The organism is Sphingobacterium tenebrionis, assembly GCF_037126265.1.
Classification (GTDB): domain Bacteria; phylum Bacteroidota; class Bacteroidia; order Sphingobacteriales; family Sphingobacteriaceae; genus Sphingobacterium; species Sphingobacterium tenebrionis.
This window is the reverse complement of the sequence record NZ_JAYLLN010000004.1, coordinates 53,234-77,799: the sequence shown is the minus strand read 5'-3', so window position 1 is coordinate 77,799 and position 24,566 is coordinate 53,234. Positions and strand designations below refer to the sequence as shown.

16 protein-coding genes and 1 tRNA gene are annotated in these 24,566 nt (G+C 39.9%); 10 read left to right on the top strand and 7 right to left on the bottom strand.

Annotation, left to right across the window (positions count from 1 at the left end; genetic code table 11):
- Positions 1–143: 143 nt before the first annotated feature.
- From VJ786_RS03095 to VJ786_RS03070, 6 genes are all read left to right on the top strand, one after another.
- Positions 144–3,299, top strand: coding sequence for a SusC/RagA family TonB-linked outer membrane protein (locus tag VJ786_RS03095; protein WP_245153294.1), 3,156 nt, complete (start codon positions 144–146; stop codon positions 3,297–3,299).
- A 3-nt stretch (positions 3,300–3,302) separates the two neighbouring features.
- Entirely contained in the window at positions 3,303–4,838 is a 1,536-nt protein-coding gene (locus tag VJ786_RS03090; protein ID WP_134776795.1) for a RagB/SusD family nutrient uptake outer membrane protein, read from the top strand.
- A 3-nt stretch (positions 4,839–4,841) separates the two neighbouring features.
- Complete coding sequence (locus VJ786_RS03085; protein WP_134776794.1) at positions 4,842–5,711, top strand: hypothetical protein; 870 nt, start codon at positions 4,842–4,844, stop codon at positions 5,709–5,711.
- Between the two features lie 2 nt (positions 5,712–5,713).
- Positions 5,714–6,736: a family 16 glycosylhydrolase gene (locus VJ786_RS03080; protein ID WP_134776793.1), complete on the top strand. Its 1,023-nt coding sequence runs from the start codon at positions 5,714–5,716 to the stop codon at positions 6,734–6,736.
- A 266-nt stretch (positions 6,737–7,002) separates the two neighbouring features.
- Positions 7,003–7,869: an EamA family transporter gene (locus VJ786_RS03075; protein WP_134776792.1), complete on the top strand. Its 867-nt coding sequence runs from the start codon at positions 7,003–7,005 to the stop codon at positions 7,867–7,869.
- A gap of 186 nt (positions 7,870–8,055) precedes the next feature.
- Complete coding sequence (locus tag VJ786_RS03070) at positions 8,056–8,655, top strand: RNA polymerase sigma factor (RefSeq protein ID WP_099366219.1); 600 nt, start codon at positions 8,056–8,058, stop codon at positions 8,653–8,655.
- Positions 8,656–8,685: 30 nt separating this feature from the next.
- On the opposite strand, the gene VJ786_RS03065 is transcribed toward VJ786_RS03070, so the two are convergent.
- The 5 genes from VJ786_RS03065 to VJ786_RS03045 all read right to left on the bottom strand — a co-directional run bounded on the left by VJ786_RS03065 (position 8,686) and on the right by VJ786_RS03045 (position 16,987).
- Positions 8,686–9,510 carry an endonuclease/exonuclease/phosphatase family protein gene (locus tag VJ786_RS03065; RefSeq protein ID WP_134776791.1) on the bottom strand — a complete coding sequence of 275 codons (825 nt, stop codon included), beginning with the start codon at positions 9,508–9,510 and terminating at the stop codon, positions 8,686–8,688.
- Between the two features lie 24 nt (positions 9,511–9,534).
- Complete coding sequence (locus VJ786_RS03060; protein WP_167554244.1) at positions 9,535–10,539, bottom strand: BT_3987 domain-containing protein; 1,005 nt, start codon at positions 10,537–10,539, stop codon at positions 9,535–9,537.
- 25 nt (positions 10,540–10,564) lie between these two features.
- Positions 10,565–12,433 (bottom strand): RagB/SusD family nutrient uptake outer membrane protein, encoded by a 1,869-nt coding sequence (locus VJ786_RS03055; protein ID WP_209023111.1) that lies wholly within the window; start codon positions 12,431–12,433, stop codon positions 10,565–10,567.
- Positions 12,434–12,444: 11 nt separating this feature from the next.
- Positions 12,445–15,768, bottom strand: coding sequence for a SusC/RagA family TonB-linked outer membrane protein (locus VJ786_RS03050; protein WP_336557238.1), 3,324 nt, complete (start codon positions 15,766–15,768; stop codon positions 12,445–12,447).
- A 181-nt stretch (positions 15,769–15,949) separates the two neighbouring features.
- Positions 15,950–16,987 (bottom strand): FecR family protein, encoded by a 1,038-nt coding sequence (locus tag VJ786_RS03045; RefSeq protein WP_134776789.1) that lies wholly within the window; start codon positions 16,985–16,987, stop codon positions 15,950–15,952.
- Between the two features lie 473 nt (positions 16,988–17,460).
- Between VJ786_RS03045 and VJ786_RS03040 the strand changes: the two genes are divergently transcribed.
- From VJ786_RS03040 to VJ786_RS03030, 3 genes are read left to right on the top strand one after another with little or no spacing between them, the layout of a single operon-like run.
- Positions 17,461–18,018, top strand: a complete 558-nt coding sequence (locus VJ786_RS03040; protein WP_209023109.1) for a DUF4256 domain-containing protein — start codon at positions 17,461–17,463, stop codon at positions 18,016–18,018.
- Positions 18,019–18,070: 52 nt separating this feature from the next.
- Positions 18,071–18,409, top strand: coding sequence for a PadR family transcriptional regulator (locus VJ786_RS03035; protein ID WP_099367159.1), 339 nt, complete (start codon positions 18,071–18,073; stop codon positions 18,407–18,409).
- Positions 18,409–19,083: a hypothetical protein gene (locus tag VJ786_RS03030; RefSeq protein WP_134776787.1), complete on the top strand. Its 675-nt coding sequence runs from the start codon at positions 18,409–18,411 to the stop codon at positions 19,081–19,083. Before VJ786_RS03035 ends, VJ786_RS03030 begins: the two co-directional genes overlap by 1 nt.
- Positions 19,084–19,851: 768 nt before the next feature.
- Here the strand turns inward: VJ786_RS03030 and VJ786_RS03025 are convergent.
- Positions 19,852–19,933 (bottom strand) — tRNA-Leu (locus VJ786_RS03025).
- A gap of 832 nt (positions 19,934–20,765) precedes the next feature.
- Here VJ786_RS03025 and VJ786_RS03020 point away from each other — a divergent pair.
- Positions 20,766–21,281: a DUF4890 domain-containing protein gene (locus VJ786_RS03020; RefSeq protein ID WP_134776786.1), complete on the top strand. Its 516-nt coding sequence runs from the start codon at positions 20,766–20,768 to the stop codon at positions 21,279–21,281.
- A 222-nt stretch (positions 21,282–21,503) separates the two neighbouring features.
- On the opposite strand, the gene VJ786_RS03015 is transcribed toward VJ786_RS03020, so the two are convergent.
- Positions 21,504–24,545 carry an AAA family ATPase gene (locus VJ786_RS03015; RefSeq protein ID WP_134776785.1) on the bottom strand — a complete coding sequence of 1,014 codons (3,042 nt, stop codon included), beginning with the start codon at positions 24,543–24,545 and terminating at the stop codon, positions 21,504–21,506.
- Between the last annotated feature and the right edge of the window lie 21 nt (positions 24,546–24,566).

Sequence of the window (24,566 nt, the reverse complement as noted above, 5' to 3'; positions counted from 1 at the left end):
AATGGTATAAATTTATTTTGTAGTGGCATTATAGGGTGTAAAAAATTGGTGGATAAAGCATTCTACATTAACTTTGGGATATTGATGTGCGACTGCTAAGTATGCCTTCAGAAATTTTAACCATTTATAAACAGCAATTAAACATGATGTTATTTTACCTAATCAACAAATGCAAGTGGCATATGTATGTTTGCAACCTGATGCTCCTATTGACCTTTGTGATGCCTTCTATGGCCAAAGCCCAAGTGCAGGAGCAATCTTATACTGGTGTTGTGAGAAATGCGCTTGCCGAAACCATATCTGGGGCTACTGTCCGGATTTTGGGTACCAACAAAGCGACCAGTACTGATGGTCAGGGTAGATTTGAAATATCTGCTCAACCAGGTAATCAATTGATCATAACTTATGTAGGTTATGAAGACAGAACCATTACTTTAACAGCAAATGCGAGGAATTTAAACATCCAATTGGAAGCCAGTGATGCCAGTCTGATTGAGGATGTTGTTGTAGTTGGTTATGGAACGCAGCGAATTACCAAGGTTTCCGGTGCGATTTCGACAGTGAAAGGTGAAGATATTGAAAAATTGAGACCTACGCGCGTAGAGGAAGCATTGCAGGGAAGAGCATCTGGGGTTAATGTTATACAAGGAGGAACTCCAGGATCTAAACCGACCGTCCTTGTGCGTGGTATCCCATCCTTTTCAGGGACAGATCCGATGGTTATCGTTGATGGGGTACCGCAATCCTTGGACGATCTCAATGCCATATCTTCCACGGATATCGAGTCTATAAATGTTTTAAAGGACGCTGCTACAACTGCAATTTACGGAGTCAAAGGCGGCAATGGGGTTATTGTTGTCACCACGAAATCTGGACGTAAGAATGCTCCTGTACAAATTGGTATCAATACAAATGTCGGCTACCAAGAGGCTGTGAAAAAAATTAACATGCTCAATGCCACAGAATATGCAGGAATCATTAACGAAGGAAGCATTGCTGCTGGTGGAAACGCTATTTTCCCGGATATCACTGTTTTTGGTGAAGGCGTTGACTGGCAGGAGATGGTTTTTGAAAAACCATTGGATCAATCCTATACCCTTACAGCAAATGGTGGAGGTGAAAAAACCACTTACTTTCTATCAGCCGGTTGGTTGGGGCAGGGAGGTATTGTTGGTGGTTATGATAAATCCAGGTTCAACCGTGCCACTGGTACGGCCAATATGAGTTATGATTTGAGCAATAAACTGAAATTTACATTAAATACGAGCTATGTATTGATCAATAGTAAAGGTATTCAGGAAAACTCGTTTAACTCCATTCTTGGTAGTGCGTTGAATTATGACCCTACTGTCCCTTTGTACAATACTGATCCGAATATCGTCGGTCAATATGGTTTCAGTACCTTATTGTTATCCGAAATTTTCAATCCTTTGACCAAATTGGAAAACACTTATAATACCTACCGGGGTAATAAGATCTATGGGAAGGGTGAGCTCACCTATAGTCTCCTTCACAATCTTCGATTTACTTCCAGGTTTGGTTATTCCCGATATGATGATAATGGAAAAACCTTCAATCCTTTGGTGTTCTATGGTGTAAATAATGTGGATAATTCCATGAATGCGGACGGTTCTACTGTTACGGGCAAACACAATAGTGTGAGCCATAATAAGAATGAATACTTTAATTATACCTGGGAAAACTTCGTGAATTATGATTTTAAGGTGAATGAATTGCATAATTTTGAGACTGTTTTAGGGATGTCGGCTTTTAAGGCTACTGGAAATGGTATGTCTGCAACCAGACAAGATGTTCCCTATAATTCTTGGGAGTTCGCGGATTTCAGTGCAGCAACTGGGGCCAATTCTTCCGAACGTACGGATGGACGTGATGGAAGTTATGGACAATATTTCCGAAAGAATCTTTCATATTTTGGGCGTGTCAATTACGATTATAACGAACGTTATTTGGCTTCGGTGTCCATGCGTAGGGATGGATCCTATGCTTTCGGATCTAACAATAAATTTGCGAATTTCCTATCTGGTTCTCTTGGATGGGTTGTTTCAAATGAAGATTTCTTTCAATCGGAATTCATAAATCTATTCAAAATCAGAGCAAGTTACGGTACGATCGGAAATGAAAATGTAAGTCCTCAATTTGCTGGAATCAGTACTGGAGGACCAGTTTATGGACCAAATGCAAATTCCAATGGATATAATTTCTCGGGTGTTTTTTATTCGGGATCTAGCCTAACCTCCATTGATAATCCAAGCTTAGCTTGGGAAAAACAGGTACAGGCCAACGTGGGATTCAACCTTCAATTTGCAAATAACAAATTCAGCTTGGATGCTGATTATTTTCATAAAACTGTTGATGGTCTGTTGTTTACCCCTTCTGCCTCGCTTTACCTGGGCACAGTTGCCATCCCTACGGCAAATATTGGTTCTACCCAAACAGATGGTTTGGATATCACCTTCGGGTATAACGACAATTACGGATCCAACTGGAAATTTGGTTCTGCATTGACCATTACCACAGCAAAGAATAAAGTAACAGCGACCAATGACGATGGCACTGCAAAAATCATTGGCGGGGGTTATTTCAATGGTCAATCGCAGACAGTAACCGTTTTTGAAAAAGGGGAGACACCAGGTTATTTCTATGGATATAAAACTGTTGGATTGTTCCAAAATCAAGATGAAATTGATGCATGGGCTCAACAGGAAGGCGCTAGACCCGGGGATATCAAATTTATGGATATCAATGAAGATGGCGTGATCAATGCTTCGGATATGACCAAAATAGGCGATCCATTCCCAAGCATGACTTTGGGTTTGAGCTTGAACCTTTCTTATAAAATGATTGATTTCTCCGCCTTCTTATACAGTTCTTTCGGTAATGATCTGTACCGCGCATATGAACGGAATGCCAATTATTCCAATAAACCGAACAGTATCCTGAACCGATGGACAGGTCCAAACAGTACGAATGACGCTCGTTATCCAAGATATTCCTTTACGGATGCGAACAATAACAATAGAGTTTCTGACCGATTCGTGGAAGATGGATCCTTCCTAAAGGTGAAGAACCTTCAATTGGGTTATACATTGGAAAATCCACAGCTTTCAAAATATGTTAAATCTATCCGCCTGTTCGCGCAGGTTAAAAATGCATTCACGTTTACCAACTATCTAGGATATGATCCGGAATTGCCTGGAGGAATCATGAATACAGGTGTTGACCGTGGGGCATATCCACAAGCGAGGACTTTTTCTTTTGGTGCTAATTTTAAATTTTAAGTCATGAACATTCAAAAACATACCTATAAATTCGCAAAACCTTTAGTTTTCATTGCCTTGCTGGGATTGGGTACAACTTCCTGCAAGAAATGGGTCGAATATAGTCCTAAAGATGATTTCAGAATTGCTGCGACAACCTACCTGCAGGATGAGAATGATTATCGGACAATGACAATCTCGGTTTATACTCCTTTGCAATGGTTGAACCAAGTTGTTCCGATCGGAGATATTGCTTCGGACAATGCGGTAGCCGGTGGAGAAAGTGCCTCTGATGTGATTGCATTGCAACAGGTGGATGATTTTACGGTGAATCCTGAAAATGCTACATTGAGGGAACTGTGGCAGTCTGCTTATGAAGGGATTAATCGGGCAAATTTCATGACCCAATATCGGGATCAAAATCCATTGGGCCGAGCAGTCAATTTTAATGGAAAGGATGCCCTTTATGGCGAAGTCAGTTTTCTGAGGGCATATTATTATTTTACGTTGGTCCGTTTATTCGGAAGTGTACCTTTGTTTGCGGATCGACGATTAAGTCTAGATGAGTCCCGGCAAATCCAGCGTTCCAGCAAGGAGCAGGTTTACGAACAGATTGAAAGGGACTTGTTGGATGCTATTGGAAATCTACCTCCAGTTCAAGAGCAAAAGGGTAGAATTACAAAATACGCTGCACAGGCATTGTTGGGAAAAGTTTACCTCTACCAGAAAAAATATGATCAAGCGGCCCCTGTTTTGGAAAGTATAATCACATCGAATGCTTTCTCTTTGGTTTCAGATTTCGCTTCCATTTTTCTCCAAGCTGGAGAGAATGGTCCCGAATCCGTATTTGAAATTCAATATACCAATACCTTCCCTTATTATAATTGGGATGCACCGATGCGCGGACAGGGTAATTTTGCGGTTCAGCAATGTGGAATCCGCGGTTTAGCAGGAACTGATGCTATGCCTTATGCGGCCGGATGGAGTACCAACCTTCCTGCAGGTAATCTAGCTTCAGCTTATGAAGTAGGCGATCAAAGGAAAAATGCAACCATCCTGGATATCGATGCCTATGCTGCCGCTAATCCATCCTATGGTATTTCCTATCAGGTTGCACCATATAAAAATACAGGATTGTATTCCCAAAAATATCAGCCTAGAAAAGGTCAGACATCAGGTCAGGTGGAATTGAATTACCTGAACAATTTTCGCATCATACGTTATAGCGAGGTGTTGTTGATGGCTGCTGAGGCTTGGAACAAAAGCAGTTCGCCAAATGATATCAAAGCTAAGGATTATCTTAACCTGGTTCGCAGGAGAGCTTTTGGAAATAATAACCATGATGTTAATGCAGCAGGAGCATCCTTATACGATGCAATTCTGTCGGAACGTCGATTGGAATTGGCCATGGAAGGCGACCGTTACTTCGATCTTGTGCGCACGGGCATGGCAGCTTCCAGGTTGGGATCCTTGGGATTCGTAGTCGGTAAGCATGAAGTCTATCCTATCCCTTTGGATGAAGTGCGAATTTCAAATCTTGAACAAAACCCTAATTATTAAACCATGAGAAAGAATTTTTTAATAGCCATGATTTGCTTCTTGGGGCTCTATAGCTGTAAGGAGGAAACCTTTACCTTTGGAAACATCGATACACCTTCAACGCCTCAACTACAGCTTGATATCAAAGGAAAGGATGCAACCCATCCCAATGGGGATGGATCTGGGGAAGTATCCCTAACTGTAAATGCCGATCATGCATTTACCTATCGGGTGGATTTTGCAGATGGTTCCAATCCCATCACTTCCACCACCAATAGCTTCCAGCACGCCTATAAACACGTAGGTGTAGAAACATTTAAAGTAAAGGTAATCGCTTATGGAAGAGCGGGCGTTTCTTCTGAAACGACACAGGAAATAACCGTTCAACGTGATTTTATTCCTAATCCAGAATTGGTAGCCATGCTAACTGCCGGGTCCAGCAAAACTTGGGCTTTAGATTCCTTAGCCTCTGGTCATCTTGGAGTAGGACCTAGTGATGGAATGGAACCCATATGGTGGGCTGCACCACCATTGGATAAAAAAGGCTTAGGCATATATGATGATGAGTACACCTTTACAGCCTCTGGTAGTTTTACGCACAAAACCAATGGTTCCATTTTTGGGAATAAGGATTTTCTGCGTGATTTCGATAATACCTTAACTGGAGGTGGGGATTTTACGTTATTAGGACCAAAAGCAGCAGATTATTCGGAAGCATTTGGATATGATGGTTCCGAAACAACAGAATTTATCGTATTCTCAAAATTGGGTTTTGTTGGTAATTATATGGGATCCCATCGATACCAAATCCTAAAACGAACGGATACGGAAATGCAATTGCGGACCATTGGTCGAGATGGTCTTGCCTGGTATGTTAAACTTAAAGCAAAATAACGATGTATAGATTTTGGATATTGATCATTGCCTTGTCAGGGGTAATCAGTTGTAGTAATAAGGGGAGTGATCCAGCAGGAGATGCGCCTTCAAATTTAACCTTGCAAATTACGGAAAAGGAAGCCGGAAGTGGAACGTATATTTTTGAAGCAAAGGCGGATAATGCATTATCCTATGAAATCAATTTTGGCAACAACCAAAAGGAAGTAAGTAAAACCGGAAAAGTAGAATATACCTATCCTATCGCAGGGAAGTATACAGTTACTGCTACTGCACGTTCTGCCAACGGAATTACCATTTCTAAAACGGAGGAATTGGAGTTTTCAAGACCAGAAAAGCTGGTTTGGGCAGATGAATTCAATGTTCCTGGAGGCTTGGACAGCAAGAAATGGACCCATGAAATTGGGAATGGTGAGAATGGATGGGGAAATGCCGAAAAGCAATATTATACCGACCGGTCAGCAAATTCCTATATTTCAGATGGCACCTTAAAGATCAAATTGATTAAGGAGAACTATGAAGGTTTTGGATATACCTCAGCTCGAATAGTGACGCGCGGAAAATTTGATTTTACGTACGGAAGGGTGGAGATCCGTGCAAAAGTGCCTGTTGGAAAAGGAACTTGGCCAGCCGGTTGGTTGCTTGGTAGCAATTACCAAACAAAAATCTGGCCTGCATGTGGGGAGATTGATATACTGGAACATGTGGGTAAGCAACTGAACACGATACATGGAACCTTACATTATCCAGAACATCATGGGGAAAATGCCACGACCAAGACTACAGAGTTGGCTACAGCAACAACAAACTTCCATGTGTATTCTGTGGATTGGAATAAGGATGAAATTATTTTCAAGGTGGATGGAAAAGCTTACCATACTTTCAAAAGTTCGCCTCAGTACCCATTTCACCATGATTTTTTCATCATATTGAATATGGCCATGGGGGGGTATTTTGGTGGTGATGTTGATCCTTCCATCAATGAAGCCATTTATGAAATTGACTATGTACGTGTTTATCAATAGTATTTGACAATCCTGTCCATATATGTTTAGTTAGCTAATTCTATTCCCCGTAGGATATAGCTGTTGAAGGAGCCTGCCAAAATATCCTTCAATACGAAGGAAGCGATATTATCGCTTCCTTTTTTCTTTGTGCTTATATTTTTACTTTATTTAATCTCTGATTTTACTAGGTGTTTATATACCTAAGCATTCGAAAAATAAACATTTCTTTTCCTTTAATAAACAAGGCATGGAATACCTATATTTGCCATGCAATTTCCATAGCAATGAAATTAAAACACGCCAATTTAGCTGTTACAGCTGCTTTATTATCCATGGTCTGCGTGCAGGGTGGGGCATCCATTGCCAAACAACTTTTTCCCGCTCTTGGTCCAATTGGAACAAGTACCTTAAGAATTGGTTTATCAGCTATATTATTGTTGTTGATCAATAGACCACCCATATTTTCCTTCAATAAAAAGCAATGGTTGTACTGTGCGATTTACGGTTTGGGGATTGCCGCAATGAACCTGATCTTTTACATGGCCATTCAGCGCATACCTTTAGGTTTGGGTGTAACCATAGAATTTATCGGTCCTCTTTTCCTGGCCTTTGCCTTTTCCCGTAAATGGTTGGATGTGATTTGGGCCTTACTAGCCTGTTTAGGGATCCTATTGATCGTGCCCTGGCAGAATAATTCCATCGATATCATAGGATTGGTATTGGCCTTTGTAGCTGGTACTTTTTGGGCGGTGTATATTGTGGTAGGAGGAAAGGTTTCCAAAATCATGGATGGCCGACATGCTGTAAGTACGGGCATGCTGATTGCTACTTTTTTTATAGTTCCTTTCGCCATATGGGATGGCGCCATTATGGATGTTACCCCAAGTTTATTCCTTAAAGGACTTGGAGTAGCGATCTTTTCTAGTGCCCTGCCATTTTCTTTAGATATGTTTGCCTTGGGTCGATTGCCTGCAAAAACCTTTAGTATCCTGACCAGCTTGCAGCCTGCCTTCGGGGCATTGTCGGGTTTGATCTTTTTAGGGGAATTCTTGACCGGTATGCAATGGGCATCTGTGGCCTGTGTGGTTTTGGCAAGTATTGGAACTACGGTTTTCAACAAGGAGGAAAGTGTGAAGGCTGAAGTTAATTAAGCTTAAGTTTAATATCGATTAAATCTATGTTAATTCTCCTTGACATGTAATGTGTATTACCTTATATTTGATTTAATTAAATAACCAAATTCAAAACCGCAAGGTGGACATTATTTTTAGATAAACTAGGTTTAACAATTACTTAATACGTTATAACTAATTTTGGGTAGAGAAGGAGCCTAAACTTTGGACTATATTTCAGACATTAGTTTAAATTCACGATTAAAAAACAGTGATCATGATGCTTTTGTATTCATCTACAATAGCCTGGCAAAAGAATTGTATTATTTTGTCAAAAAATATATAAAAGATGAAGCAATTTGCGATGATATTATTCATGATTCTTTTTTGAATCTTTGGAATGCACGCGAACGTATACAAACCACTCATCCCATTCGGCATTACATCTTCCGAATAACCAGAAATTTAGTTTATAAAGAAATCAAAAAGCAGATCAGTGCCTCCATCATGTTAAAAGTTGATGCCACAGAACATGAACAGATCGAAGGGGGAGAATGTGTTGAACGAACGATTTTGGATAAGGAATATGCCAATATCTACAATCTCGCGATAAATACTTTACCACCTCAGCGGAAACGTATATTTAGAATGTCTCGAGAGGAAGGTTTGACTTATAAAGAAATTGCAGGTAATCTGGAGATTTCCACCCAAACGGTAAAGGAACATATGTCCTTAGCGATGAAAAGCATTAAAGATTACATCGCTAAAGAACATGATATCCTTTTGAAAACCATTTTAATTCTGGTTTTTTTCAATAGGATCTAACGAAATTTCTTCCAGTAGATCCTAATTCAATTAAAAGTTTATTTTAAAATTCGCGATTACAGGGTAATGGTCCGATTCTTTATTCGCCCACGTGAACACCGAATACATTTGAGGTGTAAAGGCATTCAGAGGTTGATAGATCAAATAGTCAATGGTTCTGTTTGGCGTTGGGGTAGGAAAAGTAAACTGGCTACAGTTTCCATTTAAACAGCCAACGGTAAAATAGGTCTTCAGGATGTTCATCGTATTAGATGTTGGTAGCGCATTAAAATCGGAACCTACAATCATCGGTTTCCCAAAGGTTTTACATAGTGCATTGAAATCATTTGCCTGCTTGATCCTGTTTCGTTCATCACTTAAGTGGTCAAAATGCGTACTGATGAAATAGAATTCTTTGCCGTCTTTTTCTACCAACATGCGTGCAACAGATCTTCTTTCTCCTCCCAAAGCAGGATCGACTTCCAAGTTAAATCCTTTCTTTTCTTTTACGGGAAGTTTTGAAAGTACGGCATCTCCATATTCACCACCTGCTATATCAATAGCCTTCACAAAATGATAATCCATACCTGTCATTTCGCCCAATGCTTTGGCAATATCGCCATTGTGTTTGTTGCGGTCGGAGTTTTTATCGACTTCCTGAAGCGCAACAAGATCTGGATCTGCTTTTTTGATGACCTCCGCAATGACCTTTAGATCTGGAATTCCTCCAGATCTAGCGCCAAAGATATTATAGGTCATTGTTTTTACAATGATATCCTTTTTTGGAGGGTCGATAACAGGTTCATTACCTCCACCGCCTTTTCCGCATGCCAAAACCATGCTGCCCATTATGATTAACCCAATTAATTTCTTCATGTTATCTATAGATTAAATCCCACATTAGAATGCTACCAATTCGGCAATCGAAGTGGTATCGCCATTACCCGCACTGCTTAATACCGTTACTTTGTAATAACGACAGCTTACACTTTTCTCAAAATACATGGTTGCAGATGTATCTTCTGAGGAGGCTACAATGCTGAATAGACCAGCATCAGTCCAGGTATTTCCATCGTTGGATGTTTGTATAAGTACATTTTTTGGAAAAAGATAGGCATTATTAGCACCTGTTCTTCCGTATAATGTAATTCCATGGAGCGTATGGGTGGCATTCATATCAATGGTCAAGTAATGCGGATGTGGCGGCCTCCAACCGTTAACTCGACGATAGGTGGATAACCAAATCATTTCCTTGGTACCATCAATGGCATATTTCGCTCTTCCACCGGCACCATCGTAATCATCATCCGAATAATCGTGAATCTCCCAACCTTCAATGGAGATTGGTGTAAAAGGATTTGATTCATAGACTCCATTTACCAGATAAAAGGTAGTCCTAAGGTTTTCTTTAACCGGTAGGCTGGGTTGAACATCACTGATTGAAACAGGAATGATATAGGTTTTTGTACCGCCCAATTTTATAGGGTTTATCTCCAGGTTACTATTATTAGATCCGGCATTTCCCGGTTGAATGATAACAGACGGACTGGAAATTTTATAACTTTCGACAGGTGGCAATTCATAATTTGTATTGTTCTGTTGGTTATATTGATCTACCTTTTCTTGGTCAATCTCAAAATTTACGGTTACAGGGTTGCTTAATATACTGAATCCGCCATAGCCAGCTCCAAAAGCAATATTGGTCCATTCATCTTTAATGGCCAAACTTTTAGGTACAGCACCGTTACTAGCGGATTGCATGAAAACTTTGGTATACTGATCTTGGTTTTCGACATCCAAAGCCTGTTCTTTACAACTTTGTAAGAAGAACAGCGGGGAGGATAATAACAGTAATGCGGATAATCGCATACTGTTTTTTATGTTTTTATTAACTAGACTTTTCATTGATCCTTTCATTTTTGGGTTAGATTTACCAACCTGGGTTCTGAACTAAATTTGGGTTACGTTGAATTTCCGCTTGTGGAATAGGAAAATAATAAAAGCTTTTGCGGAAAACCCGGCTTTCAAACCTTGTCCTTTTAAAGAAGGCAAGATCGGTATTGGAGGTTCCTCCTTCTGCATTCATACCATACATTGGTCCCGCATCAGTCTGTTCTGCAACCTTCCATCTTCTGGTATCAAAATAACGCAGATGTTCCATGGTCAATTCGATACGTCTTTCCAATCGGATCTGGTTTCTCATCTCCGATTGCGATAAACCTGCAGATAATGCAGGGATTCCACCGCGTTCCCTGATTTGGTTTAGATATTTTAGGATATCTGGATTGTTAGGGCTAGACTCATTTAGCGCTTCTACATAGTTCAAAAGTATTTCTGCATAGCGCATCATCACATGAGGTCTCGCGACGTTATTCTGCGTTGGATGATAGGTTGGCGATACGTTCTTACGGAAAAGATATCCAGTCTCTGAATAATCGTGTGATCCCCCTTTTCCAGATTCTCCAGTATAATACAGTTGGATTTCTCGAACCCCCAAGCTGGAGGTTGTATTGATCCAATCACTGCCGGAATAGGTTATAGTTGCATAAAAACGTGGTTCGCGATTCTTGTACATATTGAACGTGTTCTTTGCACGTGTGGAACCAGGTGCCTGAAAGCTACTAAATCCTGTTTCGGAATAACCACTTGCGGAATTGATGTTGGGAACTCCTGCGGCATTGTATCCGGTTATTGGAGACTCCCCATTTACCATGCGGTAAGCATCCACCAATTGCTGGGTTGGACCCATGGAAGCATATCCACTCGCTAATCTTGGGGTACAGGATCTTTGATAGCTTGATAAACCATTGTTATTCCTACCTATAATCCATTCAATGTTCCAAGAATCCAGAAAAAGGTCACGATAGGATAAAAACGGATCCAGTTCACCATTTGATTTATTTTTTCGGTAAAGGCCTAATTTTCCAGATGATTCAGCATAATTAATAACCTCTTTTGCAGCTTCAGCCGCTTTTGCCCACTTATTTACATCATAACTAGAACTGAACAATAATTTTCCATCCTTATTAGCAAGAGTTAAATAATCCTGATTCCCGTTATTCAATGGACTTGCCGCATAAAGTAATACACGGCTTTTCACGGCTCTACAAAGAATTTTACTCGCTCTTCCCATGTCATTCTCCAAGACATTATCTCCATTGGCGTAATGTTCCACATCTAGGTCAGCTTCTGCTAAGTTTAGCTCAGTGACAATATAATCTACACATTCATCATAGGAGCTACGTGGCATCTGCATATTAGGATCCGTTAAAGGGAGATCCGGTGCAATTTCCTCATCACCAATGATAATGAAAGGCCCATATTGTTTTAGGATTTCTGCGTAGAAGAATGCTCTTAAAAACCGAGCTTCTGCTTTTCTCTTTTTGATTAGAGCTGCACCTTCTCTTTCTTGGAGAATTTCCTCGTTTCCATCAATGTTATTAATGAAGGTTGTAGCAGTACGAATGCCTTTATAATAATGGTCCCAGAAGTTCCAATAATTGGAGGAGGCATTCCAGTTACCAAGATTCACTTGAAAAGGAGTTCCTCGTTGCGATACGTCGTTGTCATCCGAAATAACATCCCAAGGAGTAGTGTTGGTTCGGTGTGCTTCATCGCGTATAAAATTGTACGTTCCTGCCAACCAATCCTCGGAAAGTTTTCTTCTATTAAATACTTCCTCCAGCGATAACCTGTCATCAGGTACCTGGTTCAGGAATTCTTTTTGACAGGAGCTTCCAAGCATCAAAAGAGCTGCAGCAAGGACAGGTGTTATGGTATTTTTTAAATTAAATTTCATGATTGGAAGGATTAAAAGTTAACATTTAGACCTAAACTATACGTTTTGACATTTGGATAGCGGGTTCCACGGCCATCCCCTAATTCCATATCCCAGAATTTGAAAGGTGTCCAAGTAACCAGGTTGTATCCTGCGAAAAATATATTCGCATTGTTCAGACCGATGGGATTTGTCCAATTTTTAGGTAACATATAAGATAACTGAACGTCTTTTAATCGGATATAGCGGCCATTTTTCACCCACCAGGTGGATGTTTGGTAGTTTCCGTTCGGGCTACCATCTGATAAACGAGGGTAGAAAGCATCCTGACGAGGGTTGTCAATAGTCCAACGATCTTCAATATTGCTCAGCAGGTTACCACGGCTCATGGATACTGAGAATGGCATTAAACCTTCACCGTTCATATGTACATCCACATTACCTACACCTTGGAATAGGGTAGATAGGGATAGGTTTTTATAATTTACACTAAATCCAAATCCATATACAAATTCAGGAATTGTTCCATATCCGATTGGCACTTTATCAAAATCATCAATCTTTCCATCACCATTAACATCTTGAAATTTGATGTCTCCTGGTCTTACAAGTCCCGAATGTAATGGACCATTGGCAATTTCTTCTTCCGTTTCGAATAGACTCAGAGCTACAAGACCCATACGTTGACCTAATTTTTGACCCTTTTGATCTAGCCAAGGATATAATGGATCAGGTTGGTCATTTTCCACGATTTTATTTCTGTTCAACGTGAAATTTCCTAAGATTTGGAATCCGAAATCATTGAACTTTTTGGTATACGTGATGGATCCATCAAAACCTTTATTATCAATGATTCCTAAGTTACCGAATGGTGCCGTCTGTAAACCTACATAGGTTGGAACATTGCCACGACGAAGGAAAATACCTTCTCTGCGCTCTTTGAACAAATCAAATTGTAGGCTAAATTCATTGTTTTTGGTCTGTAAATCTATACCTAAGTTGCTCTTGATAGATGTTTCCCAAGTCACATTAACACCATATTCACCAATATTATACCCCGTAGCAAAATTGGTTCCTCTATTTTTTCCGAAGTTATATCCACCAGTATTGGCAATGGTGGAGATATAGGCAAAACGGGTCTCGCCTGATTCACTTAAGATTCTGCTGCTTCCTACTTTACCATGGGAAAATCTCAGTTTAGCAACGGGCAATGTTTCCTTCAAACCCGCAAAGAAATTTTCCTCGCTCAATACCCAGGCCAAGCCAACGGATGGGAAGAATCCAAAGCGATTCGCTGGAGCAAAGTTTTCAGAACCATTGTAGCCAAAGTTGGCCTCTAAAAAATATTTATCAGCATAGGAATAGGTTCCTCTTCCCGACAAACCTAAAAATCGGAAGGGTAGGGAAGAAATCAATGTTCCTGCCTGCGAATTCAACTCGTCGGACTTGTTGAACAACAACATTCCAGTTGTGGTATGTTTTCCAAAAGTACGATTGTAATTGAAAGCTCCTTCTAAATAGATGGTCCTAGTTCCTTGTGAAGATCTATCGAAGCTTAAGAAACGATCGCCTTCAAAGGTTTGCTCGTATTGCATTTCACCATTTTCATCCCTACCGGTAGCCAAATAAGAACTTGGACGTTTTGTTCTTCGCATACTCGTATAGTTGTAAACATCGAAGGAGAACATCGCCGTAGCGGAAAGTCCTTTGGTGATAAATGGTAATTGTTGGGTTGCCCGAAGGTTAGAAAACAATTGATTTCTCCACTGATTGGCATATCCTGTTTGGGTTAAGTGGGCATATGGATTGACCAAGGAGCCAGCTCTTTGGTCAGGTACCGTCCCGTTTTCATACATGGCCGGGTGCAGGACAGGAGTTACCATCCACGCATTGGCAAAGATATCGCCATTTCCCGTTGCCGGATAATTGGCATTGGCCAAGTAACCTTGGATTCCCAATTCAATCTTTGTATTGATGGATGGTCTTACTGTCAGGTTGGAGGTTAGGTTGTACCTCTTATAACCTACTTGTTGGTTATAATTCACACTAGGGTCTTCAGTATATAAACCATTTTCGTCGTAATAGCTGGTACCAACATAATAGGTTGCCAAGTCAGATCCCCCGCTGATGTTCAGGTTTCCTCTACGTTGCTGACCAAAATCCCGGAAAAGGACATCCATCCAATCCACATTTGGATAGAGGTATGGATCTTCTCCACTCGCCGTTTTTTCAATTCTTTCTTCACTATAGATTGGAGCAGCTCCTCGGTTCGTCAATGCTTCATTTGACATGCGCATATAAGTTATACCATCTGCGAATTCTGGTAATTTGGTGAATTGGGTAACCCCTTCATAATACCTGAAGCTAAATTTTGGTTTTCCTGCTTGTCCAGCTTTGGTTTTGATAATGACAACCCCGTTGGCACCACGAACACCATATACGGAAGTTGCAGCTGCATCTTTTAGCACCGTAAAGCTTTCTATATCTTCTGGATCTACGTTGGACATACTTCTAGGTGTACCGTCCACCAAAATCAATGGAGCACTTAATCCTTGGCTGAAAGTCGAAATTCCTCGGATCCAAATCCCCGCATCATCAAAACCAGGCTCTCCTGTACGTTGTACTGCAATAACCCCAGAAACCTTTCCAGCTATAGCATTGGTGAGGTTTGCTGCTGGGACCTGTAGTTTTTTCGCTTCTACAGTTGACTGCGAACCCACAACAGACAATTTCTTTTGCGTACCGAATCCGACAACCACCACCTCATCGATTCCTGCTTCCGTGATTTCCATGGTAACCTCGATGGATTTATTCGTTCCAATATTTGTTTCAATAGTCTTGTAACCTACAATCTGAAAAACAAGTTCACTATTGTTTGGAACATTCAGGATGAACTTACCGTTCAAGTCAGTAGTGGTCCCATTGGATTGTTTTCCTTTTTGGTATACAGTTACCCCTGCTAAGGGATTACCATCTGTATCTTTTACGGTACCCGTAATTTCACTTTGAGGAGATGTAGGGCCGGTTTTTCGTGGCGCTGGTTTGCTCACGATGCGAACAAAATCATGTTTGGTTTCAATGGTGAGGTTATGTTTTGCCAGTATGGCATTAAGCACCTCTCGAGCGGTGTTTTTCCCCGAATAGTTCACCTTGGATTTCAAGTAACTCGCATCGTTATTATAGGCTAAAGGAATATTGTATTTGGTTTGCAATTCTTCCAATGCCGTTTGCAGACTGATATTCTTAAAATCTACTTTTATTGTTTTTAGCAACTCCTTCTGTCCGTAAGATTCTGTACTGGCGAATACGATACAGCAGGTAAGGAGAAAACTCCAGAGCATAAATGATTTACGCATAATCTGTCGTAGGTTAGGGTTATATAAAATGAGTCGAATTTTTTGCATCTTTGCATAAATTAATAAAGGTTAAAACTTTGTTGATTGTCTCTGCTAATCAGTTAGTTTCTCAGGCAAGTTGATTACAGAAAAATAATTGCAGGGGTGCCTGGCACTCCTGTTTTTTTTAAAGTGTTAGCTATTATTTCTTTTTAATTTCCCATAGTTGATCAGATTTTTTAATGAGGTTAGCATTATTCATTTCCGCAAGTGTTTGTAATACTTGTTCAATACTTTTTCTTTTGAAGGTGATGGTGGTTTTTGTATTGGCAATCTCCGGTGAAACGGTGATGGAATCGCCATAATACCTATACGCCTTTTTAAGGATAGTGCTCAGTTTTTCTCCGAAATGCACCAATTCCTTATTGTACCAATTGTTATTATTAAAAGATTTGACTTCCCAATTGTTATTTGTTAGCACAGCTCTTTCGCCTTTGTTCAGCTCAACTTTATGGCCTGTTGATTGGGTTATTTGTGTTTCAAGACTGGTAAAATCTTGGTTTAACAGGGTTGAATAACTCTTTTCGTCCATTTGAAAAACTTTTACTTTTCCCGAATTGACTTCTACAGATTTTTCAATATCAGAATCGATATTGAAGGAGGTACCAACTACTCGGGTTACAAAATCTTTGGATAAAATGAGGAAAGGTCTCTGCGGATCTTTTGCCACATCGAAGAATGCTTCTCCTTGTAACTTAACGATTCGAAGTTGACCGGTAGTAGATTTTGCATAGGTAATGCTGGAATTTCCATTAAGCTTTATTTCAGTACTGTCGGAAAGCCTGAAGTGTTTTTGTTCGCCATGTAAGGTACTGATGGTTTCCCAAACGATTTCTTGTTGCTTTGTTGATTTTTTAGGATATAGGAATATTCCTGCAATTACAAGGGATGCAACCAAAGCCCAACCCAAGTAATGGAAAGGAAACCGTTTTGTTGATCTGTGGGAATTTTGGTTTAATATGGATTGTAATATGCGGTTTTTAGTTTTTTCTTGGTTAGGGTAGATTGGGTATTCTTGGATTTGTACTTTCAATAGGTCATAATCCATTTGCATGGATTGGAGGAGATCTTTGAGAGCGGATGATGATTCAAATAGTTGTTTTAATCTGGATAGCTCTTGGTTATTGAGTTTTCCAGACTTAAACTTTTCAAGTAAGGTCAATATTTCTTTGGTGGTCATACCTATATATATCCTGAAACTGGATTATAGTAGGGTTGTGGGATGATAAAAGTTTGTAAGTTATTGATTTTCAAGTTTATTATTTTTACGTCATTGCGAGCCACCCCGTCATTGCGAGGAACGAAGCAATCTTTCGACTTTGTCATCCTGAGCATCGCCGAAGGATCTATACGGGTACCAACGAACAGATGCTTCGACTACGCTCAGCATGACATGCGGGAAGATTGCTTCGTCGTGCCTCCTCGCAATGACGGAAGGCTCCTCGCAATGACGGAAAGGTCCTCGCTATGCCGGATGGCTCCTCTCACGACATAAAGCCTCCTCGCAATGACGTAGGCTTATAATTTAACACCTTTATAAAAACAAAAATCTTAACTAAATTAGACCTCAAGTTTTAGATTCGAACTCAATTTTTACATTAAATCCCAAGTTTTAAATTTTACCTAAACTCAATCATCAAAAAAACCATCACCATGAAAAAATCCCTAACCCCAGAAAGATCCACAGAACTTCTCCAAATCCTTCAAAAACGATTTGAAAAGAACATGGTTAGACATCCAAATATCACCTGGGAAATAGTTTCAAAATCCCTTCAGGAAAAACCTGAAAAACTATACATCATCAATGAAATGGAAGAAACTGAAGGAGAACCCGATGTCGTTTCGTTATCCAAATCCTCCGAAGACATTATTTTTGTCGATTGCGCAGCGGAAAGCCCCAAGGGTAGAAGAAGTTTCTGCTACGATCAAGATGCTTTAGACTCCAGAAAAGAACACAAACCCAAACACAGCGCAATTGGCTTTGCCAAAGAAATCGGTATCGCCCTATTGAACGAAGAAGAATACCATACCCTTCAGTCCTTCGGGAAATTTGACCTCAAAACCAGCTCCTGGCTAGCAACTCCAGCAGCAGTTCGGGATTTGGGAGGCGCTATTTTTGGCGATAGACGCTATAACCGAGTATTCATATACCACAACGGAGCAGAGTCATATTATGCTGCAAGGGGATTTCGCGGAAAAATTATCCTATAATTTTATATACCTAAGAAAATTATGTATATTAGATTTATAAATACTAATCTACATGAAGGATTCCAAATTATTGAAAGGTACTTTGCAGACCATCATCCTGAAATTACTGTCAGGTACGGATCGGATGTATGGCTATGAGATCACCCAACAGGTCAAACAATTAACCGAAGGTGAATTTGTATTGACCGAAGGTGCATTATACCCAGCTCTGCATAAATTAGAGGCTGAGGGTTTGTTGGCCACGGAGTCGGAGATAGTAGATGGTAGGGCAAGGAAATATTACTCCTTAACAGCAAAGGGAAAAGAGGAGCAAGTGGCCAAAGTGCAGGATGCACTCACTTTTGTGGAGAAACTTCAGCTGATCTTGAATGCAAAACCAAGTATATCATAATGGAAAAGAAATTGAATAAAACGGAGCTAAAGGAGCTTTTGGCCTTTATTGAGCATAAAGGATATACCTTTGTGGATGTTCAATTAGAAATTCTGGATCATTTTGCCTGCAAGGTGGAAGAATTGATGACAGAGAATCCAACTTTGAATTTAAAAGGAGCCATGATACAAGCCCATCAAAGTTTTGGGGCAATGGGTTTTTCTGAAATTGAAGATTCCTTTGACCTTGGTCTTCAGAATAAATTCGTAAAGAGTCTTCCAGGAGATTTTTGGCTATTCATGAAAAGCTGGCGATCACCAGTTTATATCCTCTATTTTACTCTTTTCGCATATTTCATTCCGTTTACTGCAAGTCCGTTTTGGGACGGGATTAAAATGGGATTGGTTGCTAGTATTATCATATTCGTTCCGGTTTATCTACTTAAATACAGGCCTATTTACAATAAATATAAGCTTTACAGATCTTATATTGGTATGATGATCCCTATGTTTACCATATTGGTTTTGTTGATTTCCGGAGAATGGCTCAGCAAATATATGCCATTAGCTTTATCCAATATTCTTATTCTAGTTTTTATCTATGTGGCTCTAGGTATCTTGGATATATTCCACCGAAATTTAAAACTGATCGTTAAAAGAGTAGATGAAATGGAATTTGAGACACATTATTCCTAAAAAGCCATTTAAATCCTGTTAACTATGAATAGAGCCTCCTCAAAAATCACTTGAGCTTGGAAATTTTGCCTATCGAATAATAACTAGTCTTTACTGTGAATTCATTAACCTAATTATTACGGTGTTGTAAATGTACCTAACAAATATCTTCAATGATAATCGAACGGCTAAAGTAAACCTAAAGTCTTTATTTGCTGATAAGGTTAAAGATGGGCGGGTGTACGCAGAATGGTTTTCGGATACAGTGACTGCATACAGAGGGAAATTTCTATATTCTATGCATATGGGCTTTTCCTAATTTTTTGAACATGAATTTGAATACAGCTTTGAAAAAGGATTATTAAAAAATGCTTCTTATTTTGATAATTCCTTATCTATAAACACACCTTTTTATGGGCAAATTCGGAAACTTAATTCAACTATCGACTCCCTTATTAACTGGCAAGCACTTCCTCCAATCACAGAAACGATTACATTGCAACTTTCTGTTGAGGCCAATGAATTGGGACATGTGGATTCTATATTATCAATTTACGGAAACAACGAGATCTTTATTCAAGAAGCGATCCGAGTTTCAAGGTTATTAAAAAATATTCCCGTAATTTATAAAAGAGGTAAAATCATGAAAATTTCATTTTATTTACCTTTTACTTTTTCCCAGAAAAAACAAAAAGAGAATATGTAATGGAATTCGATTTTTTAAATTGCGCAGAATCGCGTTTTTTGACAAAAAAAAACGAGGATCCTAAAATCCTCGTTTCTCTTCTGTACCCAGGGCCGGGATCGAACCGGCACGAATTGCTTCATTGGTGTTTGAGACCAACGCGTCTACCAATTCCGCCACCTGGGCATATTCCGTTTGGAATGATGCAAATATAGGGCTTCTACTTTATTCTCCAAAAATAATTTTATCCTATGCCCTAAACTTATTGATTTTAAGCCTATTTATTTTTGTATAGTTGAATTTTATAGCTCAGATTCTAAAATAATAAATGATTTTAATAGGTAAACATGAGTAAAATTGAAGGAAATTCCCCTTGCATTACATACATTTTTCCCTATCTTGTAAACATGGTAACCGAACAATTAGCCTTTTTAATCTTAGCTGCGATATGTATCATTGCAGGTGTAATCTTGCAAAAATCTAATAAGCCAGGCAGGTTTTACAATCGCTTATATTTCATAGGAGGGGTTCTTATTATTTTTTTCCTTTATAGCTATTTTTTCAGTTAAAGTTGGGATAGCCTCAATTCTAGCTGGAATAACCTCAGTATAAACAGATAAAATTCCAATTTCTCTATAAAATATACTATTTATTCAATTCTCCTTTTCCCATAAACTTAATTGATTTGGAGATAAAGCACTATTAGACTACGTGAAACCCTTTCTTTTACCTTTACTAAGTACCAATCAAAAAAGCAAATCTATAGGTTCCAAGACATCCCTCTTGAACGAACCTTTGATTCATAATGAATCCATAATCCAAGTATATTGTAAGTGAGTTGTAAGTGCTAAAAGTCACTTACAACTCACTTACATGTCACATACACCTCACTTAATCCCCGAACCAAACCTTAACAAAAGTTAACATTGATTAACATACTTCCAATTAAACGTTTTGATTTTTCCTCCCTCTAAAAGAGTATAAAACAAATTTGAAAACGATATAAAAATAGAATCATATGAAAAAGATATTCACTATAGCAGCATTGGTCGCAGGGATTTCATTCTCCGCATTGTCGCAGGAAAAGAAAGAAGAAGTACGTCAGGATGTTAAAAAAGAACGCCGTATGAAAATTGACCGGAAGGAAATGAAACCAAAATCTCCAGAAGAGATTGCGAAACTGAAGACTGAACATATGGATAAAGAGTTGAAGTTTACCGAAGCTCAGAAAAAGGAAGTTTATGTTTTCCAATTGGAGAAAGCTAAAAAAATGGAAGCAAAACGCAATGAGATGATCGCAGCGCGAGAAATCCACCGTAAAGAAATGAAAGCGGAGCAAGATGCCTTCCAAAAGCTTTTGACACCAGAACAGTTGGCGATTTTTAAAGATAAATTGGCAGATGGTAAAAGAGGAAGATTTGAACGTGGTGGGAAAGAATTCAGAACCCGTGAAATGCGCCATAAACGCATGGACCGTAAAATGCCTATAGAAAAAGAAACAAAAGAGGTTAAAGAGAATAGTTCAAATAGTTAAGCGAATAGAACAGTTCAAAAAAACAGAATAGTTCAAATAGTTAGTTAGATTAGTTCAAAATAATAAAAAGAGGTTAGTAATTCTAATTGGTTGATTAGGTTAGTAATATTAGTTAGTGGTTATATGTTTAATTGAAGAAGGCCCCGCAGCGATGCGTGGCCTTTCTTTATTTTTATAAACGATTTTTTATTCATGAGTTTTATTCATGAGTTTTATCTCGAATTATGAATTCATAGTATTGATCTTGGAACCATCCTCAAGGTCCTTGGTCACCGTAACAGAACTTGGTATCCTTTCTTTCAGTTCTTCCACATGCGAAATAATCCCAACCACGCGGTTTTCCTGCTGCAAATATTGCAGCGTATCAAAAACCGTATTGATGGAATCAGCATCCTGCGTTCCAAAACCCTCATCGATAAAGAAGAAGTTCCTATCCGCTTTGTTCAAGGATTGAATGTTTTCTGCCAAGGCTAAGGCCAAACATAAGGATGCCTGGAACCCTTGCCCTCCTGAAAGGGTTTTTACCGATCTCCTATAACCATTGTTCAAATAATCGATCACTTCAAACTCATTGCTTTCATTGATCGTCAGACTCAACTGGTTCCGGGTCAAACGATGGAAACGATGATTCGCCATCTCACACATCTGCCTTAAATGAATTCCCGAAACATAATTCACAAAACCATTACCCTTGAAAAGGTTTTCCATGGTCTTTAGATTGCTTCCGCGATTGCTCAAGGCATCAAACTCCTCCAATAATTTTTCTTTCTTGCCAAACTCCACCGATAGATGGTTCAATTCCTTTTCCAATCCACCCGTTAAGGAAAGCTGAAGTTCCAATTCCTCTTTTTTCAGATTGAATAGGGCATGGGTGGTCTCCAATTCCTCTTCTGAGTAGGTTTTTTGAACCAGAAAATCTTTTAAAGCGGCGATCTGCGTCTCCAACACCTCCAAACGGACATAAAATTGCTGAATCCGTTGACGGATATTTTCTACATCCAATGGCCGTTGGATAATCTGTTGCACCTCAATAATATCATTGAACCTGAACTCCTGCAATAATTTTGTCAACTGCTCTTTTCGGGTTTTCAATTGAAGGTTGAAACCGCTCAACTGGTCGATAGCGGATTGGTATTGACCCACCACCTCTGCCAATTTTGTGCGGAAGGTGTTGACCTTTTGGTTCAAGCTTAAATAGGTGGTTTCTATATGAACAACCGAAGTCTCCAAGGTCAATTTGGACTTTTTTACCTCATCCAAGCCCTGCGCGACAAATTCCGAAAATTGGAATTTCTGCAGATTATTCTGGTTCTGCTTGTTGACACCCTGAAAAACGGAAATTTCATTGCGAATGACTTCCAATTCCTTTTCGTATTTCTGGATATTCTCGCGAGTTTTTGAAAGTTCGGATTGCGTCTGTTTTATTTGGGCCTCCAGATCAAGGATCTGCTGCTCATTCTGTTTTAATTTCTGTTTCTGCGCCTCAAACGCATTCGGATCTTCTGTAGAATATCCTTCCCAGTTAAACTGCTGGATGTGGTTTTCCATTAACGAATCCAATCGCTGAAGATCCAACGTCAACCGTTCTTCTTGTACTTTACGCGTGCCCAACGAATGTGCATTTAAGCTAAGTCTTTGTCTTAAGGTTTGGAAATCAGTACGGCTTACTTCCAGGTTTTTCCGAAGATCTTTACTTTTCTGAAGCTCTTCCTGGATATGTTCCGCCACCATGGGTTGAGGGTGGTCCAAGGCGCCACAGAGCGGACAAGCTTGCCCAGATTGCAGTTCATTGGCAAATGTACTCAGTTTTGCCTGCACCTGAAGCTGTGTTTCCTGTTCCCGTTGCTGTAGGAGCTGGTTTTCCAGCAATTGCAGCTCTTTGGAAATCATATCCTCATAATTGTCCAAATGGTAGCCTTCCTGACTGAAGGCTTTCAGCTCGCTTGCGATGTCGTTTTTGCACTGTTCCGATTGTTGTTTGACCTGTTGGATCTGCTGTTGGAAATTTTCCCGTTGCTGATACCATTTTTCCATGGCAATCAATTGGCTGCTGTCTATTTTTTGGGCTTTCAGCTTTTCCAGCTCTTCTTCGAAGTGCTGGCTTTTTGCTGCCAGTTCCAACTCAGCTTGCTTGGTCCTTTCCACAAAAGGAGTGCCTTTCGCCAAACGTACTTCCGATTCCTCGATCTTACGTTCATTCTCTTTAATCTGTAGGATCAGTTTGTAATCTTCGACCTGTGTCCTGAAATTGTTAAGGTTCAGGTAATCGGATTGGATCGCATGGATTTCCCGATCGATCACATCGATCTCATGGGATTGACGATCTTTTGTAGCACGAAGATTCTCGATCTTATGGATCAGGGTCTCCCGCTCGGTATTCAATGCCTGCAGGTTGTTCAGAGGCTCACGGAAGGCATTTGCCGTTTGCTCGTATTTGTTCAGCTCTTTTTCCTGCTGTTGTATTTTATCCTTGCTCTGCTGGAGCTCGGCGAATTGCGCTTGTTTTTGCTGCAATTCGATCTGCTTATCCTTGAATTCCTGGATCTGCTGCACCTTATCCAAAAGTTCCTGATAGGTTTCGCGGGTCTGCACCAACGTTTCCTTCGCTTCTTTCACTTCCAGTTTTTTCTGCTCCAAGGCTTCTGCGGAGATGCTTTCAAATCCGGAGAGCGCTCCTCTGAGGTTTTCCAGTTTGCGATTGTTCGCAGCTTGAAGATGGGATACTTTTGGTCCCAGGTCAAACTTGTTCAGGAAGAAGATTTCCTTCATCATTTCGGAACGTTCCTTTCCTTTAAGCTCCAAAAATTCCTTGAACTGTCCTTGTGGGATAATGATTGTACGACGAAAGTTGGGGTAGGAGAGGTTAGTGATCAAAGCACCATCCGCCGATTCCATGGGAATCCAGGCTTCCTCTTTCCATTCGTAGGCGGTACGTTCGATAGGCGTGGTGTCCTCGAAGTTCTTCCTCCGTTTCCATTGGGCAACAAAGCGGAACTTTCGGTTCTCGTAATTGAGGAATTCAAATACAATCTGTGTTTGATTGGATTTGAGGTTCATCATGTTGTAGGCGCGTTTGTCGGTTTTGTTCAACCGTTCCGTATCGCCGTATAAGGCAAAACTGATGGCCTCCAAAATGGATGATTTTCCGGAGCCAACAGCGCCAAAGATGCCGAATAATCCGGCATCCGTTAATTGGGTAAAATCTATGGTTTGCTTCTCCTGATAGGAGTAAAGCCCTTCAATGCTCAGTGATAATGGCAGCATAAATTAATCTTCCTTTTCTAG